Genomic DNA, 26,878 nt, shown 5'->3' with positions numbered 1-26,878 from the left:
GGCTGCGGAATGTTTTTCGAAGTGGTGTTGTCGGTTTTTCCTGAGGGGCGCGAACTCGTGACGCGTTGCTCGACGAGCAGTTTGCTGCCGATGTCTGTCTCGACCTGTTGAGTACTCAATCGCAAATCGAGGTTGTTTTTTGAAAGTAGTGCTTTCCCACCCTGGAACCGGAGCGTTTGTTCAGCAGACGGCCCAAGCCTTGTTGGAAGCGGATATTTTGTCTGGATATTGGACGACCTTCGCAGATCAGCCTGACGCAACATGGCGTCGCGCGCTAGTTGGGTTAACTACTCTGTTTGGGATGGATGCAAACCGCGAGTTGCAACGCAGAGCTATTAATGAGATTCCAAGCCAGCTACTCCACTGTGCGCCATTTTGGGAAATTATCAGAACGCTGGCCGCACGACTTCAGCTAGATTCGCGCCTTGTTGATCTCATATGGGAAAGAGAAACGCTTAGGTTTGACTCCTGGGTGGCGGAGAAAGCACTCAAAGGAGTCGAAGCGATATATAGCTATGAATTCAGTGCACTGGCGAGCTTTCGTGAGGCAAAAAAGCGTGGCGTCGCTTGCATCTACGAAGTGCCGTCCCCAGAGCACGAATATAGCGAGGGTGTGATTCAACAGGAGATCGAGAAGTTCCCAGAGCTCAATACGCGGGCTCGCCGCTATTTCGTTAATCGCCAGACGAAGCGTACGATGCGGCGGCGAGAAGAATGGGCACTGGCGGATTTGATCATTGTTAATTCCGAATTCACGCGCGATTCTTATTCCAGCGCGGGACTAGACATCGCCAAGGTACGAGTGATCCCTCTGGGAGCGCCACGTGTCGAGCCGGGGACGGTGTCGAACAGGTTTACAGACGAGAAGCCCCTGAAAGTTTTGTGGGCGGGAACATTTGGTGTGCGAAAAGGTGCTCATCATCTTCTAGCGGCGTGGCGGAATATTGCTTCTAACGGACGCGCAACGTTAGATGTATTTGGGGAAAACCAGTTGCCCTCGCATCTGACGGATAATTTACCGACAACGATTAGGTTGTCGCCGACGGTACCTCCCAGCGTTCTACATGAATTCTATCGCTCCGCAGACGTCTTGGTGTTTCCAACGCTATGCGATGGCTTTGGTATGGTCGTGATGGAAGCCTTTGCACATGGACTTCCTGTCATCACCACCCCACGTGCGGGGGCCGCTAAGTTCGTGCGACATGGCAAGAACGGTCTTGTGATTCCGCCAGGCGACAGCGTCGCGCTCTCGCGAGCTATTGAATGGTGCATTGTTCATCGCTCAGAGTTGCTGGCAATGCGCCAACTTGCACTGGAGACTGCTCAGTCTTGGCAGTGGCGGGATTTCCGCGCCGAATTAGGCCGACAGGTATCGAACTATTTGACAGGTGCGGGTTCTGCTTCATGAGGGCAAAAAAGGTTTGCCTCGTGACGCCAGGGCATCTCGCGTCCAACCCTAGGATTGTGAAGGAGGCTGACGCTCTCCATGAAGCGGGGTATGAGGTCAGAGTGGTTTACGGCCACACAACGCCTGGGGTCGCGTCACTTGACGAGACGGTGATTGCACGAGCGCCATGGATGGTTGAGCGAGTGAACCTTCCAATTCGTCCGTTCTATCTTGCGCGCCGAGTTTATCAGGAGTTTGCGAGGTCGGCCTTTGCTTGGGGACTATCGAGCGTTCGGTGGGCAGCTTCAGGCCATTCGATTATCACCCCTGCATTGGCCAGAGCGGCGATGGCGCAGCCTGCGGACCTTTTTATCGGCCACTATCTCGCATCGCTGCCCGCCATTTATGACGCGGCACGTCTAAATAACGCCAAAATGGGGTTCGACGCGGAAGATGATCATCTCGATGAATTGGAGAGAAATCCCGCGAATCGCTCAGAATTTGATATTCGCCGTCGGATAGAAGCGCAATTTATTTCAAAGTGCGAACACCTGACGGCAGCCTCGCCACGAATCGCGCAGGCGTACAAAGAACGTTACGGCGTCGAAATGATGACGGTTCTTAATGTATTTCCGCGTGAACATGCGCTGCAGGCGGGCAGCTTTTCGACGGGCAAGGACAAAGATGCATTATCGGTGTACTGGTTTTCCCAAACAATAGGACCAGGTCGTGGTCTTGAGCCGATAATCTTGGCGATGGCTAAGCTGAGGCGGCGAGTCAGGCTATTCATTCGAGGCAGCGACCATCTTGGTTATTCCGTTCGGCTTCGGGAGTTAGCGGCTGAAAGCGGAGTGGCCGATTTGCTATCGTTTCTTCCGTCGGCTTGGCCGGAAGAAATGGTGCGGCTGGCCGCCGCTTACGACGTGGGCCTTGCCTCAGAACTCAATTCGCCACCCAATCGTGCGAAATGCCTTTCCAACAAGATATTCACGTATCTGCTGGCCGGAGTGCCAGTTCTCCTTAGTGATACGCCAGCGCAAAGAGATCTTGCGGCAGAGTTAGGGAATGCTGCGTCACTTGTCGATTTGGACAGCCAAGACCAGATTGTGAAAGCGCTTGATGCTTGGGCGGGCGATCCGGACAAGCTTATGAGAGATAAAGCGCATGCGAAATTGCTCGGTGACACGAAGTTCAATTGGGACATCGAAAAAAGCAAAATACTAAGAAGTGTAAGTCGGCTGTTGTGAGAACAGGCTACGGATGCGAATTCTAATACCGGTCGATCCAGAGCTGCCGGTGCCGCCAAAAATGTACGGTGGGGTCGAGCGAGTTGTCGCAGGTTTGGTAGCGGCATTGCGGATTCGGGGTCATCAAATTTGTCTAGTTGCCAATGCAGAATCTACCTGTGCAGTAGACGCATTCTACCCTTGGCCTGGGCAGCGTTCCTCTAACCTGTTTGATACTGGCCGCAACGTATATGCATTGAGAAACGCTGTCGGTTCGTTCCAGCCCGATATCGTACATAGCTTCTCTCGCATCATGTACATGTTGCCGTTTCTGACCGCGGCTTTGCCGAAGATCATGACTTACGGGCGCGAACCGACTTATAGAACGGTGCGGCTTGGTTCGATACTTGCCGGCGGTTCTCTTAGCTTTACCGGCTGCAGTGAGTACATTTGTCTGCAAGGCAGACGAGCGGGCGGGTTATGGCGCGCCGTGCATAACTTTGTCGATACGAGTTTTTATAGATTTCGGTCTCAGGTTGCGGATGATGCTCCCCTGGTGTTCTTAAGTCGCCTTGATCGAATCAAAGGTGCTCATAACGCCATTGATATTTCTAAGAAGACAGGGAGGCGGTTGATTATCGCCGGCAATCACGCGACAGTGGGTACTGAGCATGATTATTGGATGACTGAAGTGTTCCCGCACATCGGCGGTGATATTGAATATATCGGCCCTGTGAACGACGAGCAGAAGAACATGCTCTTGGGGCAGGCCGCGGCGATGGTTGTTCCGATAGAATGGAACGAGCCGTTCGGTATAGTATTCGCGGAGGCGCTTGCGTGTGGTACACCGATCATCTCTCGTCCGCTTGGAGCCTTGCCGGAAATTGTTAGACACGGAACCGATGGTTTCCTTGTCAGAACCAATCAAGAAGCTTGCGATGCCGTGATGAGGCTCGGGGAAATTGATCGTCGAAATTGCCGTGCACGGGTCGAGGAAAAATTTTCGATATCGGTGATCGTCGAAGAGTACGAGCGCTTGTACCACGAGCGTGTTTCGGTCGCTTGAGGATGTCGTTGCGAAGCTTAGCAGTTCATAACCAAGCGGAACCGGCTCGTGCTAGCGACTGACATGTCTTTGACCGGTTGGAACGCCGGAAAAGTCGGTCCGCGGAAGGTTTGCTGTGTATCTCTGAGTTTTCCGCCGAGCGCGGCTGCGGGCGTGCATCGGGTTCGACACGTCTCCAAGTTCCTCCCGAATCACGGTTGGAGCCCTACAATCGTCTGTGTTGACGAGCGTGACCTCAATGAGACGCTGGATTGGAAATTGCTGGATTTAGTGCGGAAAGACATCAAGGTGCGAAGGGTTCGTGCGCTTCCTGTCAAACTGACGAAACCATTTGGGGTCACCGACCTTGGGTTGCGTGCATATTGGTCGGTGCGGCAAGAACTGAAGGCGCTTTTGGACGCAGATGATTACGACGCGGTGCTGATGACCGGCGCTCCGTTTTATCAAATGGCTCTCAGTCGCTACATTAAGAGACGTTTTCGTGTTCCGGTCGTGCTGGACTTTCAAGACCCATGGGTATCCGCATGGGGCGCTGCTCAGCCTATGATGTCTAAAGCTGGAATCACTCATCGGCTGGCGGTCTCGTTGGAGCCAAGGGTCTTGCGTAGCGCAGATTTCGTCACATCTGTTTCGGACATTCAGAATGCGGAGATGGCGGGTCGCTATCCGTGGCTCGATGCATCTAAAATGGCTGCAATTCCTATTGGGGGTGACCCGGACGACTTTCGAGTTTTGGATGTCGGTACCGAAGATATCAGTTTTCCAACAGACATGATTAACTTCAGCTACGTAGGCACGTTCCTACCCCGAGCAGAGCCCTTGGTGCGTGTTCTGTTTCGGGCGTATTCCCGCCTCCGAAGACTGGAACCGACACTTGCCGCCAATATCCGCCTCAATTTTATTGGAACAAGCAATCAATCTAATGACGTGACGAAGCGAGTACTGCCAGTCGCGGAGTCGGAAGGTGTTGCCAATGCCGTCAGTGAAACTCCGCACCGCATTCCATATCTGCAGGCGCTTTCAGCGCTGAAGCGATCACACGCGTTGCTGTTAATTGGCTCGGACGAACCTCACTATACGGCATCTAAGATATATCCCGCGCTTATGAGTGAGAGGCCGTATCTTTCATTCTTCCATCGTGCGAGCAGCGCACACTCGATATTGTCGAGAGCGAGAGGGGGGCGAGCACTCTCATTTGCTGATAGAGACGAGCTGGTTAGCTCGGAGGTGCCTTTTAGTGAGGCTCTGAGAGATCTGGCACTTCATCCCAACTCCTTTGGAATCGCAGATCCGTCGGCCTATGAAGCCTATCAGGCGGACAACGTTGCTTGTCAATTCGCGGCAATCTTTGACCGAATGAGCTTGACTCGGGCCAAATAGCTCAAGAATCAGATGCGCCTCGCAATCGTAGCTTCGCATCCGGTGCAGTATTATGCGCCGCTATTTCGGGCCCTCGCACAACGCCTTGACCTGCAGGTTCTCTATGCGCATCGGGCCACGTCGGACGATCAAGCTAGGGCTGGATTTGGCGTCGAGTTCGAGTGGGATACGGATCTTCTATCTGGATACGAATATTTATTCTTGCGCAACGTGTCTACACAACCCGGTGTGCATCATTTCTTCGGCTGCGATACTCCGGAAATACGTCAGCGCCTTAGCGAAGAAAAGTTCGACGCGGTTATGGTGCAGGGATGGCATTTGAAATGTTACATCCAGACCGTGTTTTCGGCAAAAGTTCAGGGACTGCCGCTTCTCGTGCGCGGGGATAGCCACCTCAATACACCGCGTACGATCTTTAAGCGGGTACTGAAAGCAGGAATTTTTCCCGCCTTTCTCCGCCTCTTTGACGGTGCGTTGTACGTCGGAACTCAATCTCGCGATTATTGGATCCATTATAAATATCCTCAAGAACGACTGTTTTACTCGCCTCATTGTATCGATACGAAATGGTTTTCTGCTCACGCCACGATCGATGCGCGACGGGAGGTTCGTGAACGCCTCAAGATCGTACCGAGTACCAAAGTCGTATTGTTCGCTGGAAAACTTGTATCGTTCAAACGTCCACTTGACGTCTTGAATGCCGTCGCCCTTTTGAAGGCCAGGAACCGTGAAATGGAAATTGTAGTGGCTGGAGCGGGCGTGCTGCAAGAGGAGATGAGAGGAGTGGCGGATGCTGCTGGCATCAAAGTGCACTTTCTCGGATTCTGCAACCAGACGGAGATGCCGAAGATCTACGCTGCATCGGATGTATTAGTGTTGCCGTCTGATGGACGCGAGACGTGGGGGCTTGTGGCCAACGAAGCGATAGCTTGCGGCCGTCCAGTTATACTCGCAGACGGGGTCGGATCAGCGAAAGATATCGCCGGCGACAGTGTCGCTGGGCGGATATTTCCGGTCGGCAATATTGCTGCTCTTGCACAGAGGTTGGATGAAATTGTGCAGACGCCTCCCGCGCTGCATTTGATCGAAAAAAAATCTAACGAGCACAGTATATCTGCCGCCGTTGCGGGCATTGAGGCCGCCGTTCAGAGCGTCTCAAGGGGGTGTAACTGACGCAACTAGCTGACTTTTGGATAAATAAACGCATGTATCATGCGGCGCCAAGCGAGCTACAAAATGAAAAAAAAATTTTTCATAACAGCTTTCAGCGATAACAACAACTCGACGCTCGTTCGAGGAAATGAAATTCTCGAAAAATTTCCGACGCAGTGCTTTATACGTACACGAGAAATTCAAGAGGCAGACATCGTCCTGTATTTAGAGCATGGCTATTTTGGCCTTAGTGAGCTTCCTTTTCTTATTAATCAGGTGCGCAGGTTTCCGGTTCAACAGCACTTCGTCTATTCGGAGTCCGACTGGCCCTATCCGATATTGCCCGGTGCTTATGCATCGCTGTCGCGGCGGTGTGACTGGGCGCACAGTTGGTCATATCTACCCAGTTTAAAGGCCCCTCTCAAATCGAAGGATAAGTTGCGACCGGTTCCAAGATACTTGTTTTCGTTTTTGGGGAGAATTAATACGCATCCTTTGCGCCAAATGGTAAGAGAGTTAAACGACAATACGACGCCCTGTATTGATGTCAGTGAAGCACCGCAAAGAATTGCGTCATTCGACTATACGAGGTCCTATTTCGATCTCATTCAGGAATCCAAATTTGTGCTTTGCCCGAGAGGATTTGGTCCATCGAGTATCCGGATCTATGAGGCGATGAGTTGTGGTCGAGTTCCTGTAATCATCAGTGATAAATGGTTGCCTCCTCCCGGAATTGATTGGGACAGCTGCAGTGTGATGGTCCGCGAAAAGGAAATTGCTTCGATCCCAGTCCTGCTGGGAAATTTGAAGAACAGGGCGGACGAAATGGGACAGTGCGCGTCGCGCGCGTATTCTCGGCTATTCGGCCCGGACGTATTTTTCGATCAATTGTTGTTGTCTGTATCTGATCGATACCTGGGGTGCTCATCAGGGGCAAAGGGAGTGTTGAAACGCGCCCTAAGGGCTCTGGATGGTCGAGCGGTTTGGACTTTACTACACCAGACGCAAGCGCGGGTCGCGGCGGTTGTGCAAGATAATTAGGTTCGACCTGACTATGCCGCTACCGTGTCATTCGAAGGCAGCTAAATGAGACGCAACGCAGAACGGGGCAGTAGCAGAACGCCACAAGTGCTCCGGCATGTGGTGGCTAAGGCAATCATTCTCGCGTGGCGCGAAGATGTCGGAAAATTACAGGCGAGTTTGGAATGCGAGGGATTCGACGTTGAGGTCTTGCGACCAGATTACACTGATGAGGAATTGAAATTCAGCAAAAACTCGAGGACGTTCCTCAATCACAAAAATGCCTGGGAGAAAGCTATCGCCTACGAAGGCTATACCCTCGTTTGCGAAGCTGATTTCGTGCCGTGTCGGGGTATTGGTGAATTTGAGGTGTTTTGGCCCGCCGACAATCCACGAGCGTGGGGGTATCTTTACCAAGGAAGTCCAAGACTGCTTGCGATCATTGGAGAGAAGCGGCTGTTGCGTGGACACACAGCACCGCTTGTCTCATATGTTATAAACAGCCATGTGGCTGGCTTGATGATGAAATTCTTCGACTACGAGGCCGGTAGGCATGATCTGCGTTCATATTTCACATTCGATTCCCATCTGCAATGGTATGTCATGGGCCTTGGAGCTGAAGCTTATATCCCTTGGCGTCATTATGGGGAACATGGTGGCATGCCTAACCCTGAACACGCGCGGGCGAGCTCGGTGACTAGTAGAGGGGAGCATAGGGCGGATAATCTTATGAGTTCGTTGCATTTTCTTCCGGCGTACGCGCGTGGGAGTCATGTTTCTTTTTTGCGGACTCGTTTCGTATCGAGGCTCCTTGGGTTCGCGCGCCTTGCAATGGGGCGTTGGATTGCCGTTACCAATGTTTATAACCTGACTCCGGTTGATCGTGCCAGAATGTACTTAATTGGCTTTCGGCGTCTTTTGTCATACCCGCTTTGATCGATGTTGTTGCACAGGGTTCTGCCACGCCGTAGCCGGCGCTATTCTGAGATATGCCAATCTCGTGGTGGATTGCTGTCGATGTGGTTCTGAGTATTTTGATTTTCGCGCTGCGCCGCGGGTCGCAGTTGGTGTACTATGGCACTATCTGTATTACCCCGATGTTGTTTCCAGATGTTGCCTGAGGTGACGCAAATGAATTTCGACGAGTATCGGTTCAATCGAATTATAGACCTTACTATTTCACACGGTGCTCGAATCGGCCGGGAAAGTTCATGGCTTGACCTAGGTTGCAACCAAGGGCAATTCCTGAGGCTTCTGCTTGCCCGTGTCGCGCTTTTTGCCGCGGGGTCCGACGATTGGCCGGAAAGCCAGAAGGGCTCGGAAGACAACGGGTGGGCTTACAAGCAGGCCGACTTCGCTGTTAGCCTCCCGGATTTTAATACGCAGTTTGATGTCGTATCTGCCATGGAAGTTATCGAGCACATCATTGATACCGATAAATTCATTGAGCTGATTAAAGGTGTTTTGAAGCCCGGCGGCTGGCTCGCGCTTTCCACACCGAATATAAATAGTCTTAGAAACCGCTTATTGGTGCCGTTTGGTATTTATCCTGTAGGATTGGAGTTCCGTAACGTAATTCATCACGTCCGTCTATATAATCCAACGGTGCTTGCCAATCAGCTTCGAGAACACGGATTCCGCGATGTTCACCTTCATGGGGTTTCATTCCTTCCCATGGGTATGGGCGGTCTATCGACGATTAGTCGACGTCTTGCCGATCTGTTCCCCTCTCTTTGCAATAATTTCATTGTGATAGCTCGACGATGAGGCGTCGGCAGCCGAGCGTTATCTGCGGGTATCATCATTTGGAAGCTGTCCGCAATGAATTTGCGGGCGTCTGACCATCAATCTGTTGATCCGCCCCGAGACTGACACTTGCGCAACACGTCATTCGCAGGGATGCAGATGGAAATTAAAGGCTCCTCGGCCGACACTGGTCGTTCTCGGTAGAGGCGAAATGTTTGGCTGCGGACCGGCGCAATTTTTGCTACGTGCGCCACTAAACTGTTTCCCGAGACTCTCCCGTAGACGTGGTCATGGTTACGCTCTTGCATCGTAACATTAGCGGGCTCAGGACTTTCGCCCGCGACGGAGGGCGTCCGTCTAAGCGACCCGATGTGCAGAATCATTTACGGTGTTTTCGGCTTCGGAGTTGCCGCAATCACCGCGCTCCCGTGACACCGGCGCTAACATCTTCACCGCGTTGGAGGTCCAAAGGTTCGCGGCTCGCAATGCCTTTGGGTCGTTCTTGGCGCTTGTCATTAGGCGCTCCTCGGGTGATGTTGCAAACTTAATGACGTTCATGAGAATCAGGCACTGTGCGTTACGCGCAATTGATCGGGTGGTTGGCGCCATGTTCCGCGGCAGCCTGCCAACATACCTCCACGGGGAGTGGATTTGGCTCTCCCGGGAATGTTGGTCGTCGATTTATGGGCGGTACGAGCCACGTGTAACGAAGGCAATTGCGTCACACTTGCGCCGGGGAGGCAGGTTTTGGGATGTCGGCGCGAACGTCGGAATTCTCAGCCTCTTCGCATCAAAAATTGTCGGGCCAAGCGGTTCCGTTTGTGCCTTCGAGCCTTCCCCCGGGGTCGTTGAACAGCTTCGCCGCAATGTCAGGTCGACCGCTATCGAGGTGCTTCCGATCGGAATTGGAAACGAGGATGGAGTGCGGACATTTGCCGCCCAGGGCACATCCACCTCGGCGTCTTTCCACAAAGCCGTGACCGCTATCAATGAACGATATACTCCCGATCAGCCGATCACGGAGATTTCTGTGGTCATTCGAAGGCTCGACACAGTACTTGCTCATTGCGCGCCGCCCTCCTTGTTAAAGATCGACATCGAAGGGTTTGAGCTCGAAGCAATTAAAGGAGCTAGTTGCTTACTTTCCTCGCATTGCCCGACAATGCTAATTGAAGTGCACCCGGAGCAGCTCGCGCTGTCGGGTGGATCTGAGAAGGAACTGTTTGAGAGGTTGAGGGCCCATCGATACACATGGACTGTCATCGATCGGAACGTCAATGGACTCTACACGGTGCTTGCTCTGCCTCAAATAGCGACGAAAAATTCGCGGCAGTAAAGGGCCCGTGTTGGTGCGATTGCCGCGAGCTTTCGACGTCGCCTGATAAAGAGTTATTCTAGTGAGGGCGATTGGTCCAGTTGGAAGTAGCGGATGCATCACGGTTCGTGGCGGACGAAAGTATTTTCGAACTTGTGATGCCTTGCTGGTCCAGGTCTCTTAGGGTCTTCGGACATTAGCCACCGTAGTACGGTTTTGTACTTCAGCCCAGCAACGCTACCTGATGACATAGCGGCCGCGCTTACGGGTCAGGATATTTCATCTCTGAAACTCACTTAAGGCCTGATATGTTCGCAGGGCCATGCAGGCACTGGCTGTAAGATCATCCGGGTCTATGTTGTAAACCAGCAGCAGCGGCGGATATGGGTCAATGTGCGCCGATACAGCCTGGTAAAATAGAGTAATGCAGCTCGCGGAACCTTAATTCTCGGCTCGCGCGAACTGTTGAGCTCGCATGTCACACGATTCGCACATGCGCTGCGCCGGGAGGGATTGGACGTTTCGTTCGCGCTTTCTTGATCAACTTATCCAATGCCACATGAGATTACGCCTAGCCAGGTAAGAGTTTTTCGATCTCTCACATCCAGACTGTTCACCGTGTCGCTTTGAGCTCGCAATGCCCATTCTGCCATCGACAGTAAGGAGATAAGACGCCCATCGCGCGGGTCGCGCCGACTGTAGGTCTCGCGGCTCGAGATAGGCAGTGCATTGTTTTATGCAGGGAAGCATCTATGTCTCTTCAGTCCCGCCAAAGAACGTTTTGCGTCACAGTTGCATTCATTCTTTGGCTGCTTCCGTCGATTGGGTTGATCCATAAATATCTGGGAAATGGAGGCGCCTTTGCTGTACTCCCGTTCTTTCTGCTTTTAATTCTGGCGATCAAAATACTCCATCGTGATTTAGGCCCGTGCCCGTCCATCGGTTGGTTCTGGGCAATTAGTGCGGTTGCGATATGTTCTTTTGCCGTACTTTATCCCATCGCCAAAAGCGGCGTACTTGGGCCAGGTTCCGACCGGGATGACGCCCTGAATGTCGCTTTGCAATCGCTTCTTGCAGGTCGCTACCCATATTCAGCCAACACATATCTCGGGAATCCTCCAACCCCGATGCTCGGCGGCCTTGTTTTGGCCTTGCCGTTTTATTTGCTCGGGAACAGTGCGCTACAAAATCTCGTGTGGGTCCCTGCGTTCGTTTTTTGGTGCGCCACCATATTCAAAGATCGCATGACCGCGATCTCCTATTTGATTCTGTTTCTGCTCGCATGCCCAGCCGCGATGCAGGATTTCGTCACGGGCGGCGATTACCTCGTCAATGCCATGTACGTCGCGATTGCAATGCATCTGGTCATTACTGTTCAGACCAGTAAGCCACCGTGGCTTCGTCGAGGGGCGGAAATATTCCTCGCAATCTGCATCTCATCTCGTCCCATTTATGTGATGGCAGTCCCAATCTTGGCGGGAGTGATAAATAACATTGCAGGTGTTCGGCGAATGGTCGAATTCGTCTTGGTGGTTCTCTTGGTTTGTATTTTATTGAATGTACCGCTCTTTCTCTATGATCCATCGCGCTTCCCGACAGCACATTTATCGGCAAAAACGTCCAGTATGCCGCCATGGCTGCATGCTTCGGTAACATTGCCGGTGCTTGCTGGAGTGGTCGGCTGTATGAGTTTTCTCATACGGACCGATTTTCTGCATCGGGCGTACGGTTTGATGGGCATAACATTGGGTCTCATGTTATGTCCGGTACTAGCTTTCGAATTTTTTGCCGGGCCGACGTACTTTATCGGCCATGTAGGATTTGCGTTACCCATGACCGTCTTCGCGGGAATTTGGTGTGTCGAGGGGCTTCGCTTTCAGAGTCCGTTAGAGGCCGGATTTGCGCCGGCGGTTAACCTCGACGGCGGCAGCACCACCAGGGTTGCGGCGGACGAGAAGCCACATCGCGCGCAGGCTCCTTTTGCTTAAACCGGGTGGTCCCTTAGCGCTGCCAAGCCAGCACCGGGGCCTAAGCGCTTTAGAATTCGCTAGACGCTAGCCGCCGTAATCGGTCTCGCGCTTCAACGCCGCAACATTGCTGATGACGTAGCGGTCTCGCTTGCGCGTCAGGATCTTCCGCCGCTGAAACTCACCTAACGCCCGGCTCACATTCTCGCGGGCCACGCCGGCGATGGCTGCGAGATCGCCTTGGTTGATCTTGTAGTCGAGTAGCATCGCGCCGTTGGAGTCGATGCCGATATGCTTGGCGAGATCGAGCAGGGCGCGGGCCACGCGGCCCTTCACCGTGAGGAAGCTCGAGGCGGCCATCGATTTCACCGCTTCGCGCAGGCGCGTCGAAAGCATGCGGATCAGGGCGTTCTGGATTTCTGAATCCCGTGATGCCGTTTCCAAGAACGTGTCGCGGCTGATGAACTGCAGATTGCAATCCGTGATCGCGACCACGGACGCCGAACGCGGCAGCCCATCGATCATCGACAACTCGCCGACCACATCACCAGCGCCGAGAATGGCGACGATTCGGTCTTCGCCGGACTGCGAGGTTACGAACACCTTCAAGAGGCCGTTTTGGATCAGATAGCAGCCGTCGCCGGCATCGCCGACTGAGAACAGCAGTTCACCGTTTTTCAGCGCACGGGTCGTGGCTGCTACGAAGAGAAAATCGAGCAGCGCCTCCGGCAGCGTGGAATTCGATTTAGCTTGTGGCTTACCGCTCAGCATCGTTGATCGCCCCGGCGGACCGCACACTTAATTCATTTCAACACCGATGCAATTTGATTGTTCCGTTTTGGTTGATGTCGGTTGGTGCAGTGAGCATGCACCTTTCCTCACCGCTCACTGAGCTCTCCTCCACTTAGAAAATCTTGGACTGTGACGCGTTCCGTCGCGTGATCTGGTGCGAGCGGAGGCGTGTGTGCCGCATTGACAGCGATCCAACCTGTTGCGCAGGGCAGGATCGAATATGGTTTATTACGAGTCGTTATGCACTCTATCAAGACTCTGATTTTAATCATTAAAACCTAAGTGCTCATCCTGTGATATTTATCATAGCGTCAATTTCGGTAAGATTATACAACACATATCAGGACTTCTCTAAGTTTTGAATTTGCCGGCGCTCTGCAACGAAAAGACGGAGCGAAGAAATTGAAGACGGCGCGCTGAACGAGCGAGCCGAAAGAACGAGAGAGCGGAAGCGCCGAACATAAGGCCACACCGTTCGTGATTGCGACTACGAGGGGGTGCACTCGTACAGACTCTGAAATTGGTCGCGCCGTCACGGTGAACGTGGCGGTGTGTGGGAATGCGTCTGTAGCGGCCAAGGGCTCGAGAATGGGCCTGGGGCGAGTGGTCAAACGGACCGCGGCGGGAAACGCGCGGGTCAGAGTTGGGAGCTAGTCAGACAATGGCGACGGACACCGATCCAAACACCACGAACAACATCATCCCGAACAGCACGATTCAACCGACGCTGGTCGTCTCCACCGATCAGACCGACTACGCGCCGCAATCGACGGCGACCATCACGGCGCAAGGCGTCACGCCGGGCGCTACGGTCGAATTCCTCGTCACCGATACCAACCCCGCCGATGGCGTCACAAGCGGCACCGACCAGCCGTGGACTGTGACCGATGGCGGCGCGGGAGACCTGAATGGCGCTGTCGACGGCACGATTGTGACGAGCTGGAGCGTCAATCAGGACGCTGCGAATCAGGCGTTTGTGTTGACCGCGACCGACCAGACGAGTGGACAGACGGCGACCGCGAGCTTCACGGATTCGCCGCCGGTGACTGTCGACGTATCCGGACAGGGGGCGACCGGCACAGTCAATGGCGCGATTTTCACGAACACCTCGTCGGCTTTGTCGACCGGGACGGGCGTGTTTGACTCTTTCTTGCTGATTCAGAAGCAGGGCACCGAACAGGGATTCAACACGGACGGTTCGCCGCTTCCGCTTGACGACAAGCAGTCGCAGCATACGAACGCTCTGCAGCTCTCGTCGATTCCGTTGGTTCATGACGATGGCACGCCGTACCTGGCCGGCGATACGGGTCCGGCCTATCGCGAATTCCGGCTCGACCTGAACGAAAAATCCAGCGCTCCGCAGATTTCACTCGATAAGCTGCAAATTTATCAGGGCGACTCCGGCAATCTGCTGACGCTTCCCGGCACTGCTGTTTACGACCTCGATCAAGGTCAGGACCATTCCGTCTTGATGAGCGCCGCGTGGGACGCCGGAAGCGGCAAGGGCGACTATGTCGTCCTCATCCCAGACAGCGTGTTTAATCCCGCCCATCCGTTCGTCTACTTGTATTCGCAGTTCAGCGGTGCCGATAGCGGCTTCGAGGAATGGGGCGTCATATCGGCGGCGAAGCCCCAGATCGCCATCGACAAGGTGACCGTGGATGGTTCTGTGTCCGGCGACGGCATCTCCGTCCACGCGGGAGATGCGATCAGCTGGGTTTACACGGTGACGAACCCCGGCAACGTTTCGTTGTCCAACATTACGGTGACGGACAACATCCAAGGCGCCGTCACGAGCTTCACCGGCGACGACAACAACAATGGGATGTTGGATCCAACGGAAACTTGGACCTTCACCGAAACGGGCGTAGCCGGCTCCTCAAATTACAGCAATATCGGCACAGTCACGGGCACGTATAATGGCTCGCAGGTCATGGCCAGCGACCCCTCGAGCTATGTGATTGGCGGCGCGAACGGCACGGCGACCATCTCCGGTTCGAAGCTGATCGATCTGGACGGGGTGGTGACCAACAGCGAAGTGCAGGGCGTACAAGGCGATTCCGGTGTGACGGAATACTTTGCTCCTGGATGGACCATTTACATTGAAAAGGACGGCATCCCGGGGCTTAGCGCCGGCGATGTGTCCACGGTCACCGACCAGAACGGTGACTTTTCGTTCACGGGACTAAGCGACGGCACGTACGCAATCCACGAAGTGCTGCCGGCCGGTTGGACCCAGTTGGCTCCGGGGACCGGAGAGTACGACGTAACGATTACAAATGGTCAGTCGCAGTCTGGAATCGACTTCATCAACTTCCAGAACATCACGATCAGCGGCACCAAGTATATCGACGCGAACGGTGATGGTTCCACCGACGGTGACGCGGTCTATACCGCCGGTGTCGTGATCGACTTGTTCAAGAATGGCGGTGTCAATCCGGTCGCGAGCGTGACCACGGATGTCAACGGCCATTACTCGTTCACGAACCTCGGCCCCGGCACCTACACCGTCGCTGAGGTGACGCCGACCGGCTGGACCGAGACGCTGAGTCCGGGCGGCACGATCATGGCCAGCAGTGGCCACGACGTCACCGGCGAGGACTTCGCCAATTTCCAGAACATCACGATCAGCGGCACCAAGTATATCGACGCGAACGGTGACGGCTCCACCAACGGTGACGTGGTCTACACTGCCGGTGTCCTGATCGACCTGTTCAAGGACGGCGGTGCCAACCCGGTCGCGAGCGTGACCACTGGCACCGACGGCACCTATTCGTTCACGAACCTCGGCCCCGGCACCTACACCGTCGCTGAGGTGACGCCGACCGGCTGGACCGAGACGTTGAGCCCGACCGGCACGATCACGGCCAGCAGCGGCCACAACGTCACCGGCGAGGACTTCGCCAACTTCCAGAACATCACGATCAGCGGCACCAAGTATATCGACGCGAACGGCGACGGCTCCACCAACGGTGACGTGGTCTACACTGCTGGTGTCCTGATCGACCTGTTCAAGGACGGCGGTGCCAACCCGGTCGCGAGCGTGACCACTGGCACCGACGGCACCTATTCGTTCACGAACCTCGGCCCCGGCACCTACACCGTCGCTGAGGTGACGCCGAGCGGCTGGACCGAGACGTTGAGCCCGACCGGCACGATCACGGCCAGCAGTGGCCACAACGTCACCGGCGAGGACTTCGCCAACTTCCAGAACATCACGATCAGCGGCACCAAGTATATCGATGCGAACGGCGACGGCTCGACCGTCGGTGACGTGGTTTACACCGGCGGCGTGTTGATCGACCTGTTCAAGAATGGCGGTGCCAACCCGGTCGCGAGCGTGACCACGGATGTCAACGGCCATTACTCATTCTCGAACCTCGGCCCCGGCACCTACACCGTCACGGAGGTGACGCCGACCGGCTGGACCGAGACGCTGAGCCCGACCGGCACGATCACGGCCAGCAGCGGCCACAACGTCACCGGCGAGGACTTCGCCAACTTCAAGAACTTCTCAATATCCGGGTACAAGTGGGACGACGCTGACGTCGATGGCAAATGGGACACTGGCGAGAAAGGCATCGCCAACTGGACGATCTACCTGAACAACGGCACGAGCATCGTATCGGCGACGACCGATGCCAGCGGCCATTATACGTTCAGTAATCTCGGCCCGGGTTCGTATACGGTCACCGAAGCGCATCCCTCCGGCTGGTTCAACAGCTACAATGGCACCACGACCGTTGTAGGCGCCAGCGGCGTGAACGTGTCCGGGGACTCGGGGGATACCGAAGTCCTTAACTTCGGCAACCATCAGTTCATAAAGGGTGTGGTCGGTCTGACTCAGGGCTTCTGGAGCCAGCACAAAGAGGCATGGGACGGCACCGCCGATACGACGTGGGCCAATATTGTCGACAAGGCCGGCGGGCTCTTCGGTAATGAATTTACTGACGCGGGCAATAACGTCAGTGTCACGCAAGGTAAAGGCGGCAAATACACCGGAAACGACGACATCATCAATAAGATCGGGGCCACTCATTTCCTTCTCGGTGACGCGAACGGGAATGGTATCGCCGATCCCGGTGAGAATGCTCAGGGAAGATCGATTACCCAAGTTGTCACCGACTTCGGGAATACCTCGCAAGGCAACGAAGTCACCATTCTGCTCAACCAGCTCGATGCAGCGCAGTTGAACATCTACAACGGCGCTCACGATCCTGGATCTTACAACTTCGGGAATCCGATCTCGCCGGCGGGTCATGACCTTGTCGGCGAGGGCGTCAAGTTCCTCCAGGGACTGTTCTCCGGCGCGGTGCAAAACACCGCCACGTCGACGAATCTTTCGTCGTGGACCTCCCATGACCCGTCGGTTGCTTTCGACACGCACCAAACTCGTGGACCTGGGGGAACAGAGATCTACGCCAGCGGCCAGGATCTGAAGAACGTGCTGCAAGCATTCAATCAAGGGCAGATCGTCACATCGAACGACAACACCCTGGTCGGATGGAGCACGGATCAAGGCATCACGGTCACCGGCGTTCACGCCAACACCCCGGATGCGTTCTGGTTGGTTGCCTGGGAACATGGCGTGATCGCCTAAGCAGCAAGCGTCGTCTAAAATAAAGCGGCGGCCGTCAATGGCCGCCGCTTTTCATTTGACCACGGGCCGATGCGCTGCGGGGCAATATGACAACAGCCGACAAAGACCTTACCGCGATTAGAAGTCGCATCGAGTCCGGGCAAAGCAAAACCGCTATCGAAGAGCTCCGGCGGTTTCTCGATGCGGGCGTGGCCGGTCCAGATGTATATCGCCTGCTGGCTTGGGCCTATTTGGAATGCCAGGATCTGGATGCGGCCCTGGCGTCGTTGCGACAAGCACGAGGGCTCTCGCCGTCACCCGCGACCGAACTGAGCTTTGCGCGATTTCTCAACGCAAGAAGTCACAAGCGCGCCGCGCTGGATTGCGCTTTGGTCGTGGTCAATCTGGATCCAAGCAATGCAGACGCCCTGGCGCTCGCCTGTATGTTGTCGGCGGACCTCGGCGATCTCGGCATGGCAACGGCGTACGGCCAAAAGTCGCTCGAAATCCGCGATCGTGAGGCCAGCACGCAATCAATTGAGACAAGCAAGCTTACACGCCGATGGCCGTTTGATGCGCGGCTGCCTCATCAGAACATCATCGCGTTCAGCCTGTTTGGGAAAGAACCGTATTATTGGGAATCCGCCATCGCGGCCGCATCGATGGCGTTTTCGATTTTTCCCGAATGGCGCTGTCGATTTTATTGCGATTCGAACGTGCCAAATGCCGTGTTGCAAGCACTATCGCGCTTGCGTGCCGAGATTTTGATTTTTCAAGGACAGTCCAAAAATTGGGATAGCCTGGCTTGGAGATTTCTCGCCTTCGATGACCCGAACGCCAAGGTTGTCATGGTTCGCGACGTGGATTCACCATTCACTCTTCGGGAGAGATTTGCCGTTGACGAATGGTTGGCGGCGGACCACCCGTTCCACGTCATTCGCGACCATCACTATCACTGTGAACCTATGATGGCGGGTCTATGGGGTGGCTGGACCGGCTTGCTCCCATCAATGGATTCCTTGCTGACGAAGCACTACGACAGGGAAGGGGATCGTTTCTCCGACCAAAGGTTTCTGCGCCTTCAGGTCTGGCCAAGAATTCGGGCAGTTGCCCTGGTCCACGATCGATTCTTCAACCTCGGGACCACGCGGCGACCTCCATCGCATGTGACGGAGAAATGGACGCACATCGGCATGGCTTGGCCTCGACCCAGGAGGCCTGTGCCCGCTGAGCACCACGGCGAAGTGTCGACGAGCTAGGCGGTGTGTGACGTCAGCCAGTAGTCGACTCCTTGGGTCAAGCTGGTCGGCGCAACACCCAACACGTCGACGACCGTTGTCGGGGTCTGCCCGTTATGGGCGTCGACCACGAAGTTTGTTCCACCGCCATTGGCGTCGGCTACCAACTTGACCCAGCCGTCCGCAACAGCGTTCGTTCCGGTGTAGCCAATCGCGGTCATCAGAGCATGCAGATCAAGGATATCCTGGCCTTTAACGAAGTCAGCGATGACATCGGTGACCTGGCCGGGTGCCTTGAACACGAAGGTGTCGTTGCCTGGGCCGCCATACAGTTTGTCGCCGCCCGAGCCCGCCACGATGGTGTCGTTGCCGCGCCCACCTTGGATAGTGTCTCCGGCGTTATTCGCAATGATGGTGTCGTTGCCGTCGCCGGTCCACACGTTTTTGATCGTGGTATCGAGGCCGATCTGCAACGATCGGCCGGCAATGGTATCGAGCGCGCCGGGAGTGAGGTCGATGTAGGAATCAGTCGTGACGGCTGCGGTGTTGATGGTGGCCGCTCCGGTGGTATCGTGCAGAATCGCGCGGTCGGCACTCAGAAGTTTCGAAAACTCGTCCGTATAGACGTAAACATTGGGTGTGTCCGCAGCATCGCCGAGCGCTTTCAGCGTCCAGCCATTCAACGTCCCGATGTTGCCTGTAACGGTGTCAGTGACGGTCAACGTCCAGTTGCCTTGTGTGTTTTCGCCCCAGAAATTATTGGCCGAGGTTTCGAACACAATACCGGTGCCGGTACCGTTCGTGGGATGGTTGACCAGCGTTGCTGTCGTGCCGAACGGCGACGTCAATGTCACAAGCAAGTCACTCGGTGCCGTGTCGGTGATATTGAGATCGACAACGAGCTTATCGATCTCCATTGAGTTGCTGATCGCAATATGGCTCTGCAGGCTGCCGACCCCGTCCGGGATTTTCAAATTGTCAGTATGGGTCGCCGTCACGGTGGCCATGTTGGCGTAAGTCGATTGCAACTGCCAGCTCTCGGCCAGCCGCGTTGCCGCGGTGGCATCCACCATTCCAAACCCATAGTCCTCGCTGAAGTGCAAACCGCCACCGTTGAAATCATGTGCGCCATTGATTTCCCAGCTCACGTTGGTGGGATCAATCTGCTTGGAGGTGAGCGCAAGGATTTCTTGAACATCGCGATATCCAAGGGTGGGGTTGGCCTGCAACATCAATGCAATCACGCCGGAAACTTCCGGCGCGGCGTAGGATGTGCCGGACATCACCGCGTAGTCGGTTGCAGAATAGCCGGCGCTTCCCAACCGGTCGTCAGTTTGGATGGAAGATCCTCCCGGCGCAGACACAAACACCGAGGCGCCCGGATTGCTGTAGGATGCGACGTAGCCGAGGCTGCCAGTCGCGGCGACGACGATCACGTTGGGGTCGTTCTGGAAGCTATGATAATTGGTGTTATCGCCCGATGCGCGGCCATTGCCGGCAGCGAAGACGATATCGATACCGAGGCCCCCGCGCCCGGTGGCGACGTCGTTCAGGATCGCGGCTTTTGCAGCGGAGTACGAAGACAGATCGTAGTTGTCTGAATACGCCGTAGAATAGCCCCAGCTTGCGTTGACTACATCCATGCCGCTGGACAGAACGTGCTTGAAGGCGTCTGCGATTTGCGCAGGTGTGCCATTGGCGCCGTAGCCAATGCGAAAGCCGGCCATTTCGGCGTTGTAGGCCACTCCCACGATGCCGCTGCCGTCGCGTGCCGCGCCCAGCACGCCGGCGACGGTCGTGCCGTGAGTGTCGGTCGATGTACCGTAAGCGTCATTGCTGCCGGTTCTGGTGTCATAGTCGAGATCCAGCCGGTAGTTCGGCGCGAGATCAGGGTGATTGTAGTCGAAACCGTCGTCGATGATGCCGGCCTTGATCCCCTCGCCGGTATAGTTCTGCCAGGCTTTGGCGACATTGATCCCGTAGGTGCTGCTGCTCAGATTCCACTCTTTCGAGAAAAGCGTGTCGGTTGGCAAACTTGCATCACCCGACGGCGGGCTCAGTGTGTGCCACACAACGGTCGCTGACGTGGAAGTCGACGTCACGGAATTGATCGGCGGCGGCGGAGGAGGCGGCGGCGGGGGAGAAGGCGGCGGTGGGGGCGGAGGCGGGCTCACGCCCGTGCCTGACGAGCCTCCGCCGCCCTTCTTCGCCGCGGCGCCATCCGGTCCGAAATCGGGGGAGCCAATGTCGACAGTGGCGATGCCGATGGAAGGCGGAGGTGCCAGCTCCACGTGCGCTGACGACTGGCGATCGTGATTCAGCCAGCCCAAAATATCCCAATCTGAGGAGCCCCAGTCGTCGTTACCAGAGCTATCCTGGTCGCTGTTGCCAAACTGCTTGCGCATGGTGTCGCCCCCTGCCTGCCAAGCGTTGACCGCTTGGCGGATTGATCGCTGTCACGCGATGGGCGACGTTTTCCACGGCTTGGCTTTAACAGGTCCTAATATACAGAGCGCAGTTGGGATTATGACTTTGGAACAACTTAGTTGGCACGCAAATCAGCAAGTAATATCGGAACGATTTTGAATAAAAATGTAGCGAATGAGTGGAATCAGAAACGATCAAAAGGCCAAGCGTTTCATCCAACTAGCGATCAAGACCGACATCCGACAAACGTGTTGTTAGATGCGAAGAAACCCGGTCGCGAAGGCCGGCCGGCCTTCAGATAAATCGCTTCAGGCTGTTGCTGTCTCGACCGCCTCAGCCTGCTTGATCAGTGCCGCAGCCAACTCACGAGCATCCTTGGGCTTCACGACGAAGCCGGTCTGGGTCAGAGTTCCCAGATTCGAAGCGATGACGATGGCGCCTCGTTGCTTGTCGGCAGCAACCAGCCACTTTGTTGCCAGCGTGACTGTCAGTTGGCCGGGGTTCGACGCAGGCTGCGCGGGCTGTTCTGCTTGAGGCGCGGCCGTCGGTGGAATTGAAGAGGAGGGGTCTCTTAGTGCTCTAAGGCCCGCGACCGGAATCTTGATGCCAAGGTCGCCAGCATACTTCGTCACCAATGTGAACGAGGCGAGCTGAGTATCCTTTGCAACTAAAAAGTCCTTGATCTCTTTGACATCCAAAGAAGTCATCTGCGGCCCCTGTGCCCTGAGCAATCAATATAGGATTTACGCGGGATGGCACAGAAATCGACATATAACGATATCGTATGGGCCATAATAGTTATTGCGCGAACGAGCTTGTTGCCTCAGTGAGATGTCGGAACTCAATGTAAGTAGTTTTCCTGAGTCCTGACCGAGGGCGCAGATTAACGCTGCGCCGCAATTTCACTGCTTTTTCACGACTTAAGCTGTAAAATAATACGAGGCAAATTCATCATTTCCAGTTTTTCTCGGCCGTGACGGCGGAATTTCATAAGTGCCAGCCAAGACGAAAGCGGATGAATTGAAGGGCGTATTCCTGGCTTGCCGCCGCTACTTTCTGGTAGCGCTGCTGTTCAGCTTGGCTATCAACCTTTTATACCTGTCTTCTCCTCTCTACATGTTGCAAGTCTACGATCGGGTTATCTCCAGCGCGAGCCAAGTCACGCTGGTCATGCTGACGATCCTTCTGCTCGTCGCGCTCGTTGCCCTCACAAGCCTCGATTCCATTCGCGCTCGCATTCTGACGCGCGCGAGCATTCGCCTGGATCGGCTGCTCGCCGGCCGCATCGTGACCGCTACTGTTGAGAGCGCGGTGAAAGGTGTCGGAGCGCGCAGCCAGCCGCTTCGCGACTTTGACACCTTCCGCCAGTTCATCACCGGCAGCGGCATCCACGCGCTGTTCGACTTGCCTTGGGCGCCGATCTACATCGGGGTCATCTTCATTCTGCATCCCTGGCTCGGAGCATTTGCGTTCGGTTGCGCGATTATTCTGGTGCTGATGGCGCTCCTGAACGAACATCTGGTCAAAGGACCGCTGAGCGAGGCGAATGAGGCCGCAAGCCGAAATTACGGCTTCACCGACATGAGCCTGCGCAATGCAGAGGTGGTCCAGGCCATGGGCATGATGCCCGGACTGCTGCATCGCTGGAGCAGAGACCGCAATCTCCTGCTCGATCGGCAGACCCAAGCAAGCGACCGCGCGGCCACCACATCAAGCATGATTCGCTTCCTTCGGTTGGCGATGCAGTCTCTCATCCTGGCGCTCGGGGCGTATCTCGTCATTGAACGAATGACCACCACGGGCACGATGTTCGCCGCCTCAATCCTGCTTGGCAGGGCCTTGGCACCCGTTGAGCAGATGGTCGGCTCGTGGCGCGGCCTTACCTCAGCGCGTGCTGCTTATAATCGCGTTCGGCAACTGCTTGCGGCAAATCCGCTGCGTGATGCTTCTCTGGCCTTGCCGAAGCCGTTGGGACGTCTGTCAGTCGAGGCGTTGACTTATGTGATTCCGGGTACCAATCGCGCGGTGTTGCGCAATGTGAATTTCAGGATAGAGCCTGGGGAGGTCTTGGGGATCATTGGGCCCTCCGGTGCCGGGAAATCGACGTTGGCGAGACAAATCGTTGGAATTCTGTCGCCGACGTCGGGCGCGGTCAGACTCGATGGGGCGGATGTTGCGCCGTGGCCAAGGGAATCACTAGGCCGGCACCTCGGCTATTTGCCGCAAGACATCGAGTTGTTCGCAGACACGGTGTCCTCGAATATCAGCCGGTTTCGGAACGATAACGACCAGGAGGTCGTTGAAGCCGCCCAATTGGCCGGCGTGCACGAGATGGTTCTCCGTCTACCTAGCGGTTATGAAACCCCTGTCGGCGAAAACGGCGCGATCCTGTCGGGCGGCTACAGGCAACGGATTGGACTGGCACGGGCGGCTTACGGCAATCCCAGCCTCGTCGTGCTCGATGAGCCGAGCTCCAACCTCGATTCCGATGGCGACGTGGCGTTGCTGAGCTGCATTACCGAACTCAAGAAGCGCGGCACGACAGTCGTCATGATTTCCCATCGGCCGAATACGTTGGGCGTGGCGGACAAGCTTCTGGTCCTGAAGGACGGCAGTGCAGAAATGTTCGGATCCCGTGATGAGATTATCGCGCGGCTCACACGTCCGGGAACCGTGCAGACCATGCCCGCCAAGGCCACCGCGAGGTAGCAGGCGATGAAAGAAATCGTACAGCCATCGCCACCTCATCCGAAGCAATCGCGTGAGGTGGTCAAAAACGCGATGCGGCTTCTGACGCAGCTCAGCGAACGCCACCGGCCCACCGATGTTCAGGCGGGGGCGAGAACGGGCGGTCCGTCAGATTCGATCGCGTCCGTCGCAACCGTCGGCTGGATCATCGTTGGTCTTTTTTTTGGCGTTCTCGGAGTGTGGTCGTTCACGGCGCCATTGAACGGAGCGGTTGTTGCCAATGGGGTGGTGAAGGTCGAGGGCAATCGAAAAAGCGTGCAACACCTCGACGGCGGGATTGTTAAGCAGCTGAAGGTCAAGGAAGGCGACAAGGTCAAAGCCGGCGACATTGTGATCGTCCTCGATGACAGCCAGGCTCGTGCCGAGTACGAAGTTCTCACCCAGCAATATTACGTCCTTCGCATCACTGAGGAGCGCCTGAGGGTTGAATACAATCGCGGCACGATAGTGAATTTACCCTCGGATCTCGCAGACAAGGCTGACGATCCCGGCGTTCAAAGCATATGGCGAGCTCAGATCCATCAGCTTGAAAGCCGGCTGGCCGCGGTCGAAGGCCAACGAAAGGTCATCCAGGAGAAGATCGCGCAACTGGAATCGCAAATTGTGGGAGCGGAGGCGCAGGTTAAGGCCTACAAGGCGCAGTTCGATTCGGTTCAGCGAGAACTTGAGAGCATCACTCCGCTTGTGGACAAAGGTCTCATCGCGCGACCTCGATTCCTGCAGCTGGAAAGGTCCGGCGTCTCTTTGGAAGGCCAAACGGCCGACATGGTCGCCAATATCGCAAAGTTCAAACAGGCGATCGCGGAACAGATGCAGCAGATTGCGCAGCTCGACAATGATCGGATGACTGATGTTTCGAAGGACCTGCGGGATACGCAAGCCAAACTGCTCGAGGTTATCCCTCGTCGTGCGAACGCACAGGCTGTCCTTGGTCGGGTGGATATCCGGTCGCCCTACACAGGAAAGGTCGTTGGGCTGAACGTTTTCTCGGTCGGGGCGGTCATCAACCGGGGCGACAAGATTCTAGACGTCGTTCCCGAAGAGGACATGCTGATTGTCGAGGCACAAATCGCTGTCGAAGATATCAGCGAGGTGCGGCCTCAGATGCGTGCCGATGTCCATCTCACCGCCTACAAGCAGCGCATCACGCCCGTCGTGCAGGGGCAGGTTCTGCAGGTTTCTGCCGACCGGCTGACGGATCAGCGTACGGGCAATCCGTATTACGTCGCGCTGATCGAGGTCGACGAGAAAGAACTTCATGACATTCCCAATGCGAAGCTCTACCCCGGGATGCCAGCGACAGTCATGATTCCGACGGTCCAGCGAACTGCGTTCGACTACGTCGTTGGGCCCTTGACGATGTCATTCAACCGGGCTTTTCGCCAGCGGTAGCTTGCTCGCCCGGCGTCATGGAAGCCATCGGTTCCATCCGGCTGGCAGGCCATGTCGCAGTTTGTACCACGGGAAGTTTGCCAAAAAGTCGATACGCCCGGCCGCGCAAGCTGGAAAATACGATTCTTAAATCGTTTTGGTCTGTTCTGTTCCTGAAGCGCTCGTTCTAAAAGCAGACCTTAGGCCCATGCCCTTGGCACGCAACGACGGCCCAAGCCCTTGAATAGGTCCCAGCGGATACTTTACATCTGCGACTGGTTGCCGCCCGATTTTGGAGCAGTCGGCCAGTACGGCGTGATTTGGGCGCGCAAGTTGGCGTCCGAAGGCCACGACGTAACGCTCGCAGGGCTTTCTTCGAATGGCGACAGCGAGCGCAGCGAAGCAGTCGGTCCCGGACGGTACCGTGAGATCAAGTTGAAAACGGTGCTGTACGACAAGACCGATACGCTACGCCGCTTGCTTTGGACCATCAAAACGAACAATCGTCTTCTGTGGCGCCTCTGGCGCGAAATGCGAACTGCCGACACAATTTTGTTCACGGGAAGTCCGCCGCTTCTCATACATTGGATGGCGCCGGCCAATCTCCTGCTGCGAAAACGTCTCGTCTATCGCATCACAGACTTCCACCCCGAGTGCGCGATCGCACAACGGGGGAGCGCCGGCTTGCTTCTCAACTTGCTCTATCGCCTGACCGTATTCTGGCGACGCCGCATCGATCAGTTCGAGGTGCTCGGAAAGGATCAGATTGCGCGACTGTGCGAGATCGGCATCCCGGCGGAACGAATCGAACTGAAGCGGGATTCTTCACCCGTCGCTATTACCCAGGAGACACTGCCGCTGTCCCGCCCGAACGGAGCTCAAGCTTCTCTGCTGTTGCTTTATTCCGGCAACTGGGGTGTTGCGCACGACCATCGCACCTTCCTCGAGGGGTATCGGCTGCACCACCAGAAAGGCACCGCGCGTTTCACGCTCTGGCTCAATGCCACCGGCTCAGCGGTCAGCGCGATCGAACAGGCGTTGCAGGCCCATGACCTGCCGTACGTCAAAGGTGCTCCTGTGCCGATCGAGCAGCTGGCTTCGCTCTTGGTCACGCCGGATGCTCACCTTATCGCTCTATCGGATCCCTTCGTCGGCTTTGTTCTGCCGTCGAAGGTGTATGGCTGCATCGAGTCAGGGAAGGCTGTGTTGTTTATCGGCAGTGAGAAATCTGACGTGCACCTGCTGTGCGCCAAGGACCTTGGTCCGGCTTATCAACGGGTCGAAGTTGGGGACGCAGACGGTTGCCAACGGGCACTCGACCGGCTTTCCGCGCTGATCGATGATGGCCGGCCCGGAGCCCGCAGTCTCAGGTGAGGAGTGGGGGCAACAACCATTCCAATCGCCGGCATTATGCGGATATCGATGCCGGTCGAAATGTGCCAAAGGCAGACATTTCGGCTGATT

The 26,878-nt window shown here is 55.8% G+C and carries 18 protein-coding genes; 15 read left to right on the top strand and 3 right to left on the bottom strand.

The window, feature by feature from the left end; genetic code table 11:
- Positions 1-148: 148 nt before the first annotated feature.
- From RHPLAN_RS38665 to RHPLAN_RS28705, 10 genes are all read left to right on the top strand, one after another.
- Entirely contained in the window at positions 149-1,408 is a 1,260-nt protein-coding gene (locus RHPLAN_RS38665; RefSeq protein WP_237180223.1) for a glycosyltransferase family 4 protein, read from the top strand.
- A gap of 101 nt (positions 1,409-1,509) precedes the next feature.
- Positions 1,510-2,634, top strand: a complete 1,125-nt coding sequence (locus RHPLAN_RS28735; RefSeq protein ID WP_157100553.1) for a glycosyltransferase family protein — start codon at positions 1,510-1,512, stop codon at positions 2,632-2,634.
- A gap of 13 nt (positions 2,635-2,647) precedes the next feature.
- On the top strand, positions 2,648-3,679 hold the full coding sequence (locus tag RHPLAN_RS28730; RefSeq protein WP_068025553.1) for a glycosyltransferase: 1,032 nt from the start codon (positions 2,648-2,650) through the stop codon (positions 3,677-3,679).
- Positions 3,680-3,742: 63 nt separating this feature from the next.
- A complete protein-coding gene (locus RHPLAN_RS38660) occupies positions 3,743-5,059 on the top strand; it encodes a glycosyltransferase (protein ID WP_157100552.1) in 1,317 nt (438 codons plus the stop codon).
- Between the two features lie 12 nt (positions 5,060-5,071).
- The gene (locus RHPLAN_RS38655; RefSeq protein WP_084245772.1) at positions 5,072-6,232 is read left to right on the top strand and encodes a glycosyltransferase family 4 protein; all 1,161 of its coding nucleotides are present in this window, start codon (positions 5,072-5,074) and stop codon (positions 6,230-6,232) included.
- A 63-nt stretch (positions 6,233-6,295) separates the two neighbouring features.
- Positions 6,296-7,252, top strand: a complete 957-nt coding sequence (locus RHPLAN_RS38650) for an exostosin domain-containing protein (RefSeq protein ID WP_198164539.1) — start codon at positions 6,296-6,298, stop codon at positions 7,250-7,252.
- Positions 7,253-7,297: 45 nt separating this feature from the next.
- Positions 7,298-8,167 (top strand): hypothetical protein, encoded by an 870-nt coding sequence (locus RHPLAN_RS39795; RefSeq protein ID WP_157100551.1) that lies wholly within the window; start codon positions 7,298-7,300, stop codon positions 8,165-8,167.
- 195 nt (positions 8,168-8,362) lie between these two features.
- Positions 8,363-8,998 carry a class I SAM-dependent methyltransferase gene (locus tag RHPLAN_RS28715; RefSeq protein WP_198164538.1) on the top strand — a complete coding sequence of 212 codons (636 nt, stop codon included), beginning with the start codon at positions 8,363-8,365 and terminating at the stop codon, positions 8,996-8,998.
- 526 nt (positions 8,999-9,524) lie between these two features.
- Complete coding sequence (locus RHPLAN_RS28710; RefSeq protein ID WP_335341076.1) at positions 9,525-10,313, top strand: FkbM family methyltransferase; 789 nt, start codon at positions 9,525-9,527, stop codon at positions 10,311-10,313.
- Positions 10,314-11,044: 731 nt separating this feature from the next.
- Positions 11,045-12,280: a hypothetical protein gene (locus tag RHPLAN_RS28705; protein ID WP_157100550.1), complete on the top strand. Its 1,236-nt coding sequence runs from the start codon at positions 11,045-11,047 to the stop codon at positions 12,278-12,280.
- A gap of 66 nt (positions 12,281-12,346) precedes the next feature.
- Here RHPLAN_RS28705 and RHPLAN_RS28700 read toward each other — a convergent pair whose 3' ends face one another.
- Positions 12,347-13,030, bottom strand: a complete 684-nt coding sequence (locus RHPLAN_RS28700) for a Crp/Fnr family transcriptional regulator (RefSeq protein WP_068025529.1) — start codon at positions 13,028-13,030, stop codon at positions 12,347-12,349.
- Between the two features lie 682 nt (positions 13,031-13,712).
- On the opposite strand from RHPLAN_RS28700, the gene RHPLAN_RS28695 reads away from it, so the two are divergent.
- Together RHPLAN_RS28695 and RHPLAN_RS28690 are read left to right on the top strand one after the other, a co-directional pair.
- Positions 13,713-17,651: an MSCRAMM family protein gene (locus RHPLAN_RS28695; RefSeq protein ID WP_068025526.1), complete on the top strand. Its 3,939-nt coding sequence runs from the start codon at positions 13,713-13,715 to the stop codon at positions 17,649-17,651.
- Positions 17,652-17,737: 86 nt separating this feature from the next.
- A complete protein-coding gene (locus tag RHPLAN_RS28690) occupies positions 17,738-18,889 on the top strand; it encodes a tetratricopeptide repeat protein (protein ID WP_068025523.1) in 1,152 nt (383 codons plus the stop codon).
- Here RHPLAN_RS28690 and RHPLAN_RS28685 read toward each other — a convergent pair.
- The gene (locus tag RHPLAN_RS28685; protein ID WP_084245766.1) at positions 18,886-21,273 is read right to left on the bottom strand and encodes a S8 family serine peptidase; all 2,388 of its coding nucleotides are present in this window, start codon (positions 21,271-21,273) and stop codon (positions 18,886-18,888) included. The genes RHPLAN_RS28690 and RHPLAN_RS28685 overlap by 4 nt on opposite strands.
- Before the next feature lie 330 nt (positions 21,274-21,603).
- On the bottom strand, positions 21,604-22,002 hold the full coding sequence (locus RHPLAN_RS28680) for a hypothetical protein (RefSeq protein ID WP_068025518.1): 399 nt from the start codon (positions 22,000-22,002) through the stop codon (positions 21,604-21,606).
- A gap of 286 nt (positions 22,003-22,288) precedes the next feature.
- Here RHPLAN_RS28680 and RHPLAN_RS28675 point away from each other — a divergent pair, with 286 nt between their 5' ends.
- The 3 genes from RHPLAN_RS28675 to RHPLAN_RS28665 all read left to right on the top strand — a co-directional run bounded on the left by RHPLAN_RS28675 (position 22,289) and on the right by RHPLAN_RS28665 (position 26,788).
- Positions 22,289-24,004: a type I secretion system permease/ATPase gene (locus RHPLAN_RS28675; RefSeq protein ID WP_068025515.1), complete on the top strand. Its 1,716-nt coding sequence runs from the start codon at positions 22,289-22,291 to the stop codon at positions 24,002-24,004.
- Positions 24,005-24,010: 6 nt separating this feature from the next.
- The gene (locus RHPLAN_RS28670; protein WP_237179931.1) at positions 24,011-25,435 is read left to right on the top strand and encodes an HlyD family type I secretion periplasmic adaptor subunit; all 1,425 of its coding nucleotides are present in this window, start codon (positions 24,011-24,013) and stop codon (positions 25,433-25,435) included.
- Between the two features lie 414 nt (positions 25,436-25,849).
- Complete coding sequence (locus RHPLAN_RS28665) at positions 25,850-26,788, top strand: glycosyltransferase family protein (protein ID WP_157100549.1); 939 nt, start codon at positions 25,850-25,852, stop codon at positions 26,786-26,788.
- The last annotated feature ends 90 nt before the right edge of the window (positions 26,789-26,878 follow it).

Source organism: Rhodoplanes sp. Z2-YC6860, from assembly GCF_001579845.1.
GTDB lineage: Bacteria > Pseudomonadota > Alphaproteobacteria > Rhizobiales > Xanthobacteraceae > Z2-YC6860.
The sequence above is the reverse complement of the archived record's forward strand: the minus strand, read 5'-3'. Positions and strand labels throughout refer to the sequence as shown.